Here is a 12,207-nt window from a genome sequence, read left to right as displayed (position 1 = left end):
CTCGTCCCCCGAAACGCGGCCGAATGCCCTTTTCCTCAGGACGCGAAACCTGCAGAAGATTGTCGTGCCCGCGTACTGCCGGGTACAGTCGCCGCACTGCTCTGGCAGCCCCTGTCGTCGGCGAAAGAGAAGCTGGTGAACGACCGTCACCCGTCGGGGGTCATGACCACCCCGGCCCCGGCTTCCGACGCCGCTTCGGCTCCCTACGCGTCGTACGGCACCCAGGAAGCCCAGTACGACGGCTTCACCACGTACCACGGCTACGAGACCGGCGCCTTCGACGCAGGGACGCACCCCGGCGGACATCCCGCCGCGCCCGACCCCCTCTTCGGCGAGCTTCCGGGCGACGGCACGGCCCCCGGCGCGTATGACGGCACGCAGTGGCACACGGGCGCCCACCAGGCCATGGACACGGGCAGTCACCAGGCACTGAACTACGACGGTTACGCCGCCCAGCACCACGCGGCCTACGACACGGGCGCATACGACGCGACCTCGTGGTCCGGCGAGCACCAGCACCTGTCCGCCGTGCCCCAGCAGGGGACGGCGCCGGACGTCAGCGGCCGGTGGGACGCGAGCGCCTGGCTGCAGCCCGACCAGTCCGCGGACCCCGCCGACCGGACCCAGCAATGGGAATGGGGCACGCAGGTCTTCGACACCGGCGCGTACGACGCCACGCAGTGGAACTCCGACGGCGGCGAGAACGCCGGCGAGAACCCCGGCGCCGACCGAGCCGCCGACGCCTACGAACAGCAGCCCGCCGAGGTCCCGTTCGACCAGATGGCCACCGCCACCTTCGAGCACGTCGCGTACGACACGCCCGGCGCCGACGGCGAATTGCCCGACGACGCCCCCTCGCTCCTCGACGACCAGGAGGAGGCGGCCCCCGCGCCGCTCGGCCGTGCGGCCGCACGCAACGCGAACCGCTCCCGCCGCCGGGTGCCCGCCAAACGCTCCGCGCTGCTGACGGTGGCCGTGCCCTCGGTCTGCGTGATGGGCGTCGCCGGGATCGCCGCGGCCTCGATCGGCTCGCTGACCGGCGGCGACGGCAAGGAGACCACGGCCTCCGCCGCGGACGCGCAGCCCGTGAAGCCGTCCGCCGCCAACAACAAGCTGGACAGCCAGCTGCGGACCCTGAGCGCCGGGGCCGACGACTTCGCCGACCGGGCCAGCCGCACGCAGGAACGTATCGACCTCAAGGCGCAGCAGGAGGCCGAGCAGAAGAAGGCCGCCGCCGAAGCGGCCCGCAAGGAGCGGCTGCGCCCCAAGTACGCCCTCCCGGTCGCGCAGCACGGCCTCAGCGCCTACTTCGGCCAGGCCGGCATCAACTGGATGTCCCAGCACACCGGCATCGACTTCCCGGTGTCCTACGGCACCACCGTGATGGCGGCGACCGACGGCACCGTCCGGACGCAGTGGAACAGCGCCTACGGCAACATGCTGATCCTCACCGCGAAGGACGGCACGGAGACCTGGTACTGCCACCTCTCCAGTTACCGGGTGCCCTCCGGTACGACGGTCAAAGCCGGAGACCCCATCGCGTACTCCGGAAACTCGGGCAACTCCACCGGCCCGCACCTGCACTTCGAGGTCCGGCCGGCGGGCGGCTCCGCGATCGACCCGCTGCCGTGGCTGCGCAGCCACGGACTCAACCCGACGTGAGCATTCGCCCGTAACCGCACTCGTCGCAACCGCACTCCCGGCCCACCGGGCTCCCGCGCCCCCGCCGTCGAAGCGGGGGCGCGTTTTCACGCGCTCGTGCGCTAGAGCTTCTCCACCGGCGCGTACCGCAGCAGCAGCCGCTTCGGTTTGACGTCGCCGAAGTCGACCGTGGCCTCCGCGTTCGCGCCCGTGCCCTTCACGCCCACGACCGTGCCCAGCCCGAACTGGTCGTGCGTGACCCGGTCGCCGACGGCCAGCGAGACCACCGGCTTCTCGCCGGCCGCCCGGCGCGTCGCGAAACCGGACGCGCCGGCCGCCGAGGACCGCGAGCGGGACGAGGACAGCGAGGCCGCCACCCCGGACACGGGTCCGGAGGACACGGGCGTGGTCGCCCCCGTCCGCTTCCAGTCCACGTGCGTCGGCGGGATCTCCTCCAGGAACCGGGAGGGCGGGTTGTACGAAGGCTGTCCCCAGGCACTGCGCAGCGACGACCGGGTGAGGTAGAGCCGCTCACGCGCGCGCGTGATGCCGACGTAGGCGAGCCGGCGTTCCTCCTCCAGTTCCTTGGTCTGGCCGAGGGCGCGCATGTGCGGGAAGACGCCGTCCTCCATGCCGGTCAGGAAGACGACCGGGAACTCCAGGCCTTTGGCCGTGTGCAGGGTCATCAGCGTGATGACTCCCGAGCCGTCCTCCTCCTCGTCGGGGATCTGGTCGGAATCGGCGACCAGGGCGACCCGCTCCAGGAAGTCGGAGAGCCCGGCCGGGGTGGCGGCTTCGCCCTCCGCCTCCCCGGTCTCCTGCTCGAACTCCAGGGCCACCGCGGCGAGTTCCTGGAGGTTCTCGATCCGGGTCTCGTCCTGGGGATCGGTGGAGGCCTGCAACTCGGCGAGGTAGCCGGTGCGTTCGAGCACCGCCTCCAGAACCGTGGCCGGACCGGCTCCCGACTCGACGATCGTGCGGAGCTCCTCCATCAGCGCGTTGAACCGCTTCACGGCGTTCGTCGACCGCGAGGCCATGCCGTACGCCTCGTCGACCCGCTTGAGGGCCTGCGGGAAGCTGATCTTCTCCCGCTGGGAGAGGGCGTCGATCATGGCCTCGGCGCGGTCGCCGATGCCCCGCTTGGGCACGTTGAGGATCCGGCGCAGCGGCACCGAGTCCTCCGGGTTGGCCAGCACGCGCAGGTAGGCCAGGACGTCCCGGACCTCCTTGCGCTCGTAGAAGCGGACGCCGCCGACGACCTTGTAGGGCAGGCCGACGCGGATGAAGATCTCTTCGAAGACACGGGACTGTGCGTTGGTGCGGTAGAAGACGGCGACGTCGCCCGCCTTCGCGTCGCCCGCGTCCGTCAGACGGTCTATCTCGTCGGCGACGAACTGCGCCTCGTCGTGCTCGGTGTCGGCGACGTAGCCGGTGATGCGCGCGCCCGCGCCCGCGTTGGTCCACAGGTTCTTGGGGCGGCGGGACTCGTTGCGCTCGATGACCGCGTTGGCGGCGGACAGGATCGTCTGCGTGGAGCGGTAGTTCTGCTCCAGCAGGATCGTCGTCGCGTTCGGGTAGTCCTCCTCGAACTGGAGGATGTTGCGGATCGTCGCACCCCGGAAGGCGTAGATCGACTGGTCGGCGTCACCGACGACGCACAGCTCGGCGGGCGGGACGTCGTACTCGCTCGGCGGGACGTCCACGGGGTGCTCGGAGGTGCCGACCAGCTCACGCACCAGGGCGTACTGGGCGTGGTTGGTGTCCTGGTACTCGTCGACGAGGACGTGCCGGAACCGGCGGCGGTAGTGCTCGGCGACGTCGGGGAAGGCGCGCAGCAGGTTGACCGTCGTCATGATCAGGTCGTCGAAGTCGAGGGCGTTCGCCTCGCGCAGCCGCGACTGGTACATGGCGTAGGCCTGCGCGAGGGTCTTCTCGAAACCGTCCGCGGCCTGGGCGGCGAAGTCCTCCTCGTCGATCAGCTCGTTCTTCAGGTTGCTGATCTTGGCGCTGAAGGACTTCGGCGGATAGCGCTTGGGGTCGAGGTCCAGGTCGCGGCAGACCAGGGCCATGAGGCGCTTGGAGTCGGCGGCGTCGTAGATCGAGAACGACGACGTGAAGCCGAGCTTCTTGCTCTCGCGGCGCAGGATGCGCACGCACGCGCTGTGGAACGTCATCACCCACATCGCGTTCGCGCGCGGGCCGACGAGCTGCTCGACGCGCTCCTTCATCTCGCCCGCGGCCTTGTTGGTGAAGGTGATCGCGAGGATCTGCCCCGGGTGCACATGCCGCTCGGCGAGCAGATGGGCGATGCGGTGGGTGAGCACGCGCGTCTTGCCGGAGCCGGCGCCGGCCACGATGAGCAGCGGGGCGCCGGCGTGGGTGACGGCCGCACGCTGGTTGTCGTTCAGCCCCTCCAGGAGCGCCGCCGCGTCCAGGACCGGACGGGGGGCGCCGTCGCGGTAGTGGGCGTCCCGATCCGGGGGCAGGTCGAACTTCCCGCCGAACAGATCGTCCGGAACCGACTCCGGTCCGTGATCGTTCTCGGGCGGCGGCGGGGGCTCCTCCTCGGGGGCGCGGGGGCCCTGGAGGTCCGCCAGGAAGCTGTCGTCAAAGAGGCTGCTCATCGCTCTACGAGTCTAGGGGGCGCCACTGACAACCGGCTGCCGTCCCCGGAATCTCCCGCATTCACCCTCCGGGAGAGCGTCGTCACGATCCGTCGAACCGGGCGGCCGAGGCGCGCCGACCTGGCACGAGGTCACGAAAATGTATCGGGCATATCACCCATCATCCTTCACACGGACCACACGAGTTGGCTACCGTGCCGACAGGCCGCAGGACCCCCGCCGGCGAACGACGCCGGGCCGCGCGGCCTCCGCCCAGTCCGGCGCGCCCGCTCGCGCAGCCCGGAACCGGGGACGCACCGAAGTCCAGGGGTGAATCGGCCCGACTTCCCCGCGGGGAAGCAGGCCGTCGGGCAACCCTTCCGTTCTTCACCGCCCGAACCCTCCCCAGAGCCTGCACGGCCTGGGAGGCGCCCCACCGCCGACCCGGTAAGCGGAGCACTGGAAGGAGTCGCCTCCCTTGGCGTCGCAGCACCGCAAGCCGCGCTCCGCGGGCGCGCGCGTGGCAGGCATACGCACCCCCGCCTTCGCCACCGCCGCCCTGACGTCCGTGGCCCTGCTCTCCCAGACGGCGAACGCCGCTCCGTCGGAGGACGGCACGCCGAGCCTGGAGGAGGTCGAGAAGAAGGTCGACGACCTCTACCGCCAGGCGGAGTCGGCGACCGAGAAGTACAACGCCGCCAAGGAGAAGACGACCAAGCAGCGCAAGCGCGTCGACTCCCTCCTCGACGACGTCGCCCAGCGCACCCAGAAGCTCAACGAGGCGCGCGAGGAGCTGGGTTCCCAGGCGGCGGCCCAGTACCGCACCGGCGCCTCCGCACCCGACACGGCGACGTTCCTGCTCGCGGACAGCCCGCAGGACTACTTCGACCAGAACCAGCTGATGAGCCGGGTCACCGACCGCCAGAAGGGCGTGGTCGACGACTACGTCACCGAGCAGTCGACGACGATGCGGAAGCGCCAGGAGGCCGCCGAGAACCTCGCGTCGCTCACCGACACGCAGAGCGACCTCAGGACCGCGAAGGCCACCGTCCAGAAGAAGCTCGGCGACGCGCGCGAGCTGCTGTCCCGGCTGACGGCCCGGGAGAAGGCGCGTCTGGCGGCGGTCGAGAAGCAGCGGCAGGAGCAGGCCGCACACCAGGCGGCCGAACTCGCCCGGCTGCAGGCGGCCGCACAGCCCGCGCCGCGCCAGGAGAGCGGCGGCGTCCCGTCGGGCACGGCGACCGGATCGTCGTCCCCCTCCGCCTCCGCCCCTGCCTCCCCCGCCGACCCGTCGTACGGCACCAAGGCCGAGAAGGCGCTGGCCTTCGCCCGCGCGCAGATCGGCAAGCCGTACGTCTGGGGCGCCGTGGGCCCCGGCTCCTACGACTGCTCCGGACTCACCCAGGCCGTCTGGAAGGCCGCCGGCGTCACGCTCCCGCGCACCACGTACGACCAGGCGACCGCCGGCACCGCGGTCTCCCTCGCCGACGCCCGACCCGGTGACCTGGTCTTCTTCTACGACGACGTCAGCCATGTCGGCGTCTACATCGGCAACGGCATGATGATCCACGCCCCGAAGCCGGGCGCCTACGTCCGCGAGGAGTCCGTCTACTACGGCGGCGAGTCAGGCATCCACAGCGTGGTTCGCCCCGCCTGAGACCCCCGGACCCCTGTGGGTCCGCAGTCGAGTCGGCCTTTCTCATCGTCCTGTCCGAGGATTGTCCGGTGGGACACGGCGATGAGAAGTCCACTCCAGCACCACCGAAGAGGCGGCGGTGAGCTCAGTGAACGCAGAACTCGTTGCCCTCCGGATCCTGCATCACGACGAAACAGGAGCCCGATTCCTCCGACTCCTCGACACGTAGCGGGGACGCACCAGCGCTCTCCAGGCGCGCCACTTCGGCAAGGACGCGCTCCCTACGGGTTGCGAACGGGACGCCGCGCCCACCGCTCACGCCGAGGTCGAGGTGGAGCCGGTTCTTGGTGGCCTTGGGCTCGGGCACCTGCTGGAACCAGATCCGCGGTCCGACGCCCCGTGGATCGACGACGGAGTCACCGCAGTCACCCGTGCCCAGCTCCTCCTCCGACAGGCCCTGGTCCAACCAGTACGCGCGCCAACTGGCGAAGGGCGCTGGTGGCGGCTCGACTTCGTAGCCCAGAGCTGCGGCCCAGAACGCCACGAGTCGCTCCGGCTCGGCACAGTCGACGGTCAGCTGGATTTTCGGGTGGGTGATCACCGGCCAACACTACCGGCCGCCTGTGCGCCCCGGGATCGGTACCTTTCCTTCTCTTCCCTCGCCCCGCGCGTGGGCGCGACCCGACGCCCCCACCGGGCACCCGCGCGTTTTTCCCGCCCCACGCGCGCGTGCCCCGCTCTCACGGCGGGACGGGCTCCCTAGCATCGGCCGCATGTCCGGGTCCCGCGCACTCCCCCCGCCCCCTCCCGTGCCCTCCGGCCGCCCCTCGCTGCGCGAGCGGTGGGCGCGGCGGGAACCGGCGGCCGGGGCCGCCGTGATGGCCACCGGGATCGTCTCGGTCGGCCTGCATCTGACGGGGTACGAGGTGGTGTCCCGCGTGACCCTGGCGATGGCGGCCGCCGCCTGGGCCGTGCTGGCCGCGGACTTCGTCGCCCGGCTGTCGCTGGAGCGCGAGCGGTGGCTGGCCGAGGCGAGGACGCCGGGGGCGCCGACCGCCGTGGCCGCGACGACGGTGCTCGGCGCCCGCGTCTCCTCGCTCGGCCGGCACACCCTGGCCGAGGCGCTGCTGGCTCTGGCGGCGGTGTTGTGGCCCGTGCTGCTCGTGATCGTCGTCAAGCGCTGGCGACGGGGCATGCCCGGCTCGGTCTTCCTGTGCTGCGTGGCCACCCAGGGCCTCGCCGTGCTCGGCGCGGCCCTCGCGCGGGCGGAGGGGGCGGCCTGGCTCGCGCACACCGCGCTCGTGCTCTTCTGGCTCGGGCTCGTGCTCTACTGCGCCGCCCTGCCCCTGTTCGACCTGCGGCAGGTGGCCGAGGGCGCCGGGGACCAGTGGGTGGCGGGCGGCGCGCTCGCCGTCTCGGCGCTCGCGGGAGCGGAACTCCTCATGGCCGAGGGCGGCGGTCTGCACCTGTGGAACGACGACGACGCGGGCGTCCTGCGTTCGGTGACGGTGGCGCTGCTGGTGCTCGACCTGGCCTGGTACGTCGTCCTGCTGGGCACCGAGGTGCGGTGGCCGCGGCCACGCTACGACGTGCGCCGCTGGGCGACGGCGTTCCCGATGGGCATGACGGCGGCGGCGACCCTGTCCGTGGCCGCCGCCGCGGACGTCCCGTGGCTGAGGGGGCCGGGCGAGGTGCTGCTGTGGGTCGCGGTGGCGGCCTGGCTGGCCGTCGCCGCGGCGGCCGCGGCCCGCGGCGGCGCGGCGGTCAGGTCCAGAGCACCGCGATGAAGACGTTCGTGACGGTCAGCAGTCCGACCAGGCCGAAGAGAGGCTTCTCCACCCGCTCGTCGTCCCGCTTCACGTAGACCAGGCCGAGGATCACGATCAGCAGCGCGAGCTTCACCCCGATCTTGATGTTGTCGATGTGCTGGTCGTCGGCCTGGTTGAGGCCGACCAGGATCACACCGGTGACCAGCATCGTGGCCGCGCCGTGCAGCATCGCGGGGACGAAGCGGGCGGCGCCCCGGCCCATCGCCTTCATCTGCGTGAGGAAGCCGCCCAGGAGGGCGGCGATGCCGATGATGTGCAGGCCGACGAAGAGATGGATGAGTACGTCCATGAAGCGGATGCTAATCAGCCCACCGCACCGGCCCGGCACCGCCCCTCACCCGGGCCCCTCACCCGGGCCCCGGTCCCCCCTGACCGCCGAGCGCATCCTCGAGGCGACCGCCCGGCCGCGCCGTGCATATATGCGCCATAGCACTCCTCCACCGGGGCGCGCCCCCGGAATCAACGCTTCGGTCAGCGCACCGCGCGAACCCGGCGCGCCGGGTTCGGAGAGTCGACCACATCCGGTCAGTCGGCAGTCCGCTCGTGTCACTTCCGCACATCGCGTTACCCGACCGACACCTTCGGGCCTAGCGTCCTCCCCCAGGTGACCGGCTCCCCACCGCCGCCCGGGCCAGGGGCGGCAGTCGGCCACCACCGCCGAGAGGTCCGGCGGCGTCCCGCTCCCCCGTGCGGGGGCGTCGCCGGACACGTCGACCGCTGCGGGGCCGTCCGTCCGCTCCCTCGACGGCCCTGCGGTTCGACCGAGGCGGTCGTACGAAAGGACGTGCAGTCCCAGTGGCAGCGCACCGCAAGCCCCGACAGCGCTCGCTCGGCGGCCATACGGCCCGCACCGCGTTCACGCTCGCTCTCGCGGGCGTCGCGACGGCGACGGCCTTCGACGGGACCGGGCAGGCCGAGCCGAACCTGTCCCCGGCCGAGGTCAAGGCGAAGGTGGCCAAGCTGTACCAGGAGGCGGAGGAAGCCACCGAGAAGTACAACGGCGCGCAGGAGAAGGCGACCGCGGCCGAACAGCGGCTGGCGACGATGCGGGACGAGGCGGCGCGCAAGGAGGAGAAGCTCAACACGGCGCGCCAGGCGCTGGGTTCGATGGCGGCGGCGCAGTACCGCAGCAGTGGGCTCGACCCCGCCGTGCAACTGGCGCTCTCCGACGACCCGGACCACTACCTCGACGGTGCCGCCTTCGCCGAACGGGCCGGCGACCGCCAGTCGGCCGCCGTCGCCCGGGTGCGCGGACAGCTCCGGGAGATCGAGCAACTGCGCGGCGCCGCGCGCCTCGAACTGACCTCGCTCAAGGCCCGTCGGGCGGAACTGAAGACGCAGAAGACGGCGATCACCGCCAAACTGGACGCCGCGCGCAAGCTGTTGTCCCGGCTGACGGCGCCCGAGCGGGCCCGGATCGGCGAGGCGGACGGCGGCACGGGCTACGGCGCCTCACGTGCCTCACGCACGTCGACGAGCGGACGCGCCGACCTCCCACCGCCCGGCTCCGCCGACGCCGAGGCCCCCAGCTCCCGCGCCGCGGCGGCCGTCGCCTACGCCTACTCCAAGCTGGGCAGCCCGTATGTGTGGGGCGCGACCGGGCCGAACGCCTTCGACTGCTCGGGACTCGTCCTCGCCTCCTACCGCTCCGCCGGGGTCTCCCTGCCCCGCACCACGTACGCCCAGATCGGAGCGGGGCAGCGGGTCTCCCGCTCCGAACTTCGCCCGGGCGACCTGGTGTTCTTCTACTCGGGCATCTCCCACGTCGGCCTCTACATCGGGAACGGCCAGATGATCCACGCCCCGAACCCGTCGGCCCCGGTCCGCGTGGCCCCGATCGACGAGATGCCCTTCGCGGGGGCCACGCGGGTGGTGTGAAGGGTCGACGGTGTGCGTCGCGGCCCGGTCGGAGGCGATGGCGAGTGGCCCCCACCCACGCCGTCGCCCCCGCCGTAGCCGTAGCCGTAGCCGTAGCCGTAGCCGTAGCCGTAGCCGTAGCCGACTTGGAACTGGTCATGATGGGGCGTCGGATACGGGTTGCGTCGTGCAGGTTCCCCCGGTCACACCAGCCTTCGCGCCGTGGCCCAGCGGGTCAGTTCGTGACGGTTGGACAGCTGGAGCTTGCGCAGCACCGCCGAGACGTGCGACTCGACCGTCTTGACGGAGATGAAGAGCTGCTTGGCGATCTCCTTGTAGGCGTAGCCGCGGGCGATGAGGCGCAGCACCTCGCGCTCGCGCTGGGTGAGACGGTCGAGGTCCTCGTCGACCGGCGGGGCGTCGGTGGAGGCGAAGGCGTCGAGGACGAACCCGGCCAGCCGCGGCGAGAAGACCGCGTCGCCCTCCTGCACCCGGAAGATCGAGTTCACCAGGTCTGCCCCCGTGATCGTCTTGGTGACATAGCCCCGGGCGCCGCCGCGGATCACGCCGATCACGTCCTCCGCCGCGTCCGAGACGGACAGGGCCAGGAAGCGCACGGGCTGCTCGGCGTCGGCCATCAGCGGGGCGCAGCGGCGCAGCACCTCGACGCCGCCGCCGCCCGGCAGATGGACGTCGAGGAGCACCACCTCGGGTCGGGTCGCGGTGATGACGGTGACCGCCTGGTCGACGTCCGCCGCCTCGCCGACGACTTCGACGCCGGTCTGCTCGGTCTGGCCGATCTCGGCCTGTACGCCCGTGCGGAACATGCGGTGGTCGTCGACGAGGACCACACGCACCCGGCGCCCGCCCGCCCCGTCGCCCGGGGTCTGCGCCGGCCTCCCGGGCTCCCCCGCTTCCGCGGTGCCGTTCGTGTCGTTCGTGTCGGTCGGGTCGCTCATGACGTCTTCTCCGCCCTCTCCATCTCCAGCTCGATCTCGGTGCCGCCGTCCGGGACCGCCCGGAGCCGCGCCGTGCCGCCGTGGCGCTCCATCCGGCCGATGATCGATTCTCTGACGCCCATACGGTCGGCGGGTATCGAGTCGAGGTCGAAGCCCGGGCCTCGGTCGCGGACGGACACGAAGACCGTCCTGCCCTCGACTTCGGCGTAGACCTGCACGGCGCCGCCGTCGCCACCGTACTTGGCCGCGTTCACCATCGCCTCGCGCGCGGCCTGCATCTGTGCCCCGATGCGGTCGTCGAGCGCGCAGTCTCCGACCACCACGACCTCGATGGGCACACCGTGCTTGTCCTCCACTTCGGCGGCGCTGCGGCGCACCGCGTCGGCGACCGTGGTCGGCTCGTCGGCCTCGTCCTTTCCGGTGCCCTCGGGTTTGTAGAGCCAGGTGCGCAGGTCGCGCTCCTGGGCGCGGGCGAGACGGCGCACCTCGCCGACGTTCTCCGCGTTGCGCTGGATCAGGGTCAGGGTGTGCAGCACCGAGTCGTGGACGTGGGCGGCGACCTCCGCCCGTTCCTGTGCACGGATGCGCATGAGGCGTTCCTCGGAGAGGTCCTGGGTCATACGGACCAGGTAGGGCCCGGCGAGGAGGGTGATGCCGACGATCACGGCGAGGGCCGCCTGCAGAACGGAGCCGAGGTGGGTCGCGGAGCCCTGCAGGACGAACGTGCCGGAGACGCCTGCCGTGACCAACAGGACGCCGGCGCCCGCTCGCAGGAGCGTGAGCGTACGACGCTTGCGACCCACCTCGACCCAGCGGGCCCGGCGCGCGTTGTCCGCCTGACGCCAGACGAGGGCGACGCCGGCGCCGACGAGGACGGCGGGCACGAGGTAGGCCTTGGCCCCGCTGCCCAGATTCACGTTGGTCACGAAGACCGTGGCGACCACGACCATGAGGAGCAGCGCGACGATCTGCCCCTTGTCGGGCTTGCGCGCGACGAGTCTGCGGCGGCCGTCGGGCGCGGTCTCGGTGGCGACGAGCGCCGGCGGCTTCTGATCTCCGACGCCGCCGACGCCGAGCGGCACGAAGAACCAGAAGGCCGCGTAGAGCAGGGCGCCGAGGCCGTCCGCCATGAACAGGCCGGCGAAGACGAGCCGCACCCACACGACAGGCAGGCCGAGATGCCCGGCGAGCCCCCGCGCCACGCCACCCAGCCAGCGTCCGTCGCTGCTGCGGTAGAGCTTGCGCGGCGGCCGCGGTTCGACGAGTGGCGCTGCTGCGGCTTCCGGCATGCCAACGATGGTCACACGGGCCGCGGGCCCGGGCATCAGGGTTGGCCCCCGAGACGCCCCTGATCTTCGCAGCGCCCGCACGTCGAACGCGTCCCCGGCCGCGGATCAGGGCCGATATCAGGGTCCGACCAGGGTTGTTCCGGCTGCCACGAGGGCGGTCCGCCCGCCACCATGGAGTCATGACAGATCACCAGCACACCGCGGACGCCGTGCCCGACGGGGGCGCCGCGTCCGACGCGGCCGCCCCGTCCTCCGGCGCCTCGCGCGCCGCCGGTGACCCGCCTCGCGCGCACGGACAGCAGGGAGAGCCAAGTAAGCAGGGAGGCCGCGACGAAGACGGCCTGACAGCGGCCGAGGCGGCCGCCGCTGCCGCGACGGCGGCTGCCGGCGCGG

Annotated in this window: 9 protein-coding genes and 1 pseudogene; 5 read left to right on the top strand and 5 right to left on the bottom strand. The window is 72.0% G+C overall.

Annotation, left to right across the window (positions count from 1 at the left end):
• The first annotated feature begins 135 nt into the window (after window positions 1–135).
• On the top strand, window positions 136–1,662 hold the full coding sequence (locus BG482_RS24530; protein ID WP_079142091.1) for a peptidoglycan DD-metalloendopeptidase family protein: 1,527 nt from the start codon (window positions 136–138) through the stop codon (window positions 1,660–1,662).
• Between the two features lie 101 nt (window positions 1,663–1,763).
• Here BG482_RS24530 and pcrA read toward each other — a convergent pair whose 3' ends face one another.
• A complete protein-coding gene (gene pcrA, locus BG482_RS24525) occupies window positions 1,764–4,265 on the bottom strand; it encodes a DNA helicase PcrA (RefSeq protein ID WP_069771288.1) in 2,502 nt (833 codons plus the stop codon).
• A 457-nt stretch (window positions 4,266–4,722) separates the two neighbouring features.
• On the opposite strand from pcrA, the gene BG482_RS24520 reads away from it, so the two are divergent.
• On the top strand, window positions 4,723–5,901 hold the full coding sequence (locus BG482_RS24520; protein ID WP_069771287.1) for a C40 family peptidase: 1,179 nt from the start codon (window positions 4,723–4,725) through the stop codon (window positions 5,899–5,901).
• 124 nt (window positions 5,902–6,025) lie between these two features.
• On the opposite strand, the gene BG482_RS24515 is transcribed toward BG482_RS24520, so the two are convergent.
• Window positions 6,026–6,478, bottom strand: coding sequence for a VOC family protein (locus BG482_RS24515; protein WP_370745875.1), 453 nt, complete (start codon window positions 6,476–6,478; stop codon window positions 6,026–6,028).
• 175 nt (window positions 6,479–6,653) lie between these two features.
• On the opposite strand from BG482_RS24515, the gene BG482_RS24510 reads away from it, so the two are divergent.
• The gene (locus BG482_RS24510) at window positions 6,654–7,667 is read left to right on the top strand and encodes a tellurite resistance/C4-dicarboxylate transporter family protein (RefSeq protein ID WP_069771285.1); all 1,014 of its coding nucleotides are present in this window, start codon (window positions 6,654–6,656) and stop codon (window positions 7,665–7,667) included.
• Here BG482_RS24510 and BG482_RS24505 read toward each other — a convergent pair.
• On the bottom strand, window positions 7,645–7,998 hold the full coding sequence (locus BG482_RS24505; protein WP_069771284.1) for a hypothetical protein: 354 nt from the start codon (window positions 7,996–7,998) through the stop codon (window positions 7,645–7,647). The two genes, BG482_RS24510 and BG482_RS24505, sit on opposite strands and share 23 nt — an antisense overlap.
• Before the next feature lie 506 nt (window positions 7,999–8,504).
• Here BG482_RS24505 and BG482_RS24500 point away from each other — a divergent pair.
• Window positions 8,505–9,587, top strand: coding sequence for a C40 family peptidase (locus BG482_RS24500; protein WP_069771283.1), 1,083 nt, complete (start codon window positions 8,505–8,507; stop codon window positions 9,585–9,587).
• Between the two features lie 182 nt (window positions 9,588–9,769).
• On the opposite strand, the gene BG482_RS24495 is transcribed toward BG482_RS24500, so the two are convergent.
• Both BG482_RS24495 and BG482_RS24490 read right to left on the bottom strand, forming a co-directional pair.
• Window positions 9,770–10,525: a response regulator transcription factor gene (locus tag BG482_RS24495; protein WP_069771282.1), complete on the bottom strand. Its 756-nt coding sequence runs from the start codon at window positions 10,523–10,525 to the stop codon at window positions 9,770–9,772.
• Window positions 10,522–11,850, bottom strand: a complete 1,329-nt coding sequence (locus BG482_RS24490) for an ATP-binding protein (RefSeq protein ID WP_176741451.1) — start codon at window positions 11,848–11,850, stop codon at window positions 10,522–10,524. Before BG482_RS24490 ends, BG482_RS24495 begins: the two co-directional genes overlap by 4 nt.
• A 143-nt stretch (window positions 11,851–11,993) precedes the next feature.
• On the opposite strand from BG482_RS24490, the pseudogene BG482_RS44570 reads away from it, so the two are divergent.
• Window positions 11,994–12,207, top strand: a pseudogene (locus BG482_RS44570) (hypothetical protein); the annotation flags it as partial.

Origin of the sequence: Streptomyces sp. LUP30 (genome assembly GCF_001746365.1) — a bacterium.
Classification (GTDB): Bacteria; Actinomycetota; Actinomycetes; order Streptomycetales; family Streptomycetaceae; genus Streptomyces.
Note: the sequence above shows the minus strand (reverse complement) of the source record. Positions and strands in the feature narration are given on the sequence as shown.

Excerpts from the sequence above, each read along its gene's own strand:
- pcrA (WP_069771288.1), bottom strand. The coding sequence starts at position 4,265 with ATGAGCAGCCTCTTTGACGACAGCTTCCTGGCGGACCTCCAGGGCCCC.
- BG482_RS24510 (WP_069771285.1), top strand. The coding sequence starts at position 6,654 with ATGTCCGGGTCCCGCGCACTCCCCCCGCCCCCTCCCGTGCCCTCCGGC.
- BG482_RS24505 (WP_069771284.1), bottom strand. The coding sequence starts at position 7,998 with ATGGACGTACTCATCCATCTCTTCGTCGGCCTGCACATCATCGGCATC.
- BG482_RS24495 (WP_069771282.1), bottom strand. The coding sequence starts at position 10,525 with ATGAGCGACCCGACCGACACGAACGACACGAACGGCACCGCGGAAGCG.
- BG482_RS24490 (WP_176741451.1), bottom strand. The coding sequence starts at position 11,850 with ATGCCCGGGCCCGCGGCCCGTGTGACCATCGTTGGCATGCCGGAAGCC.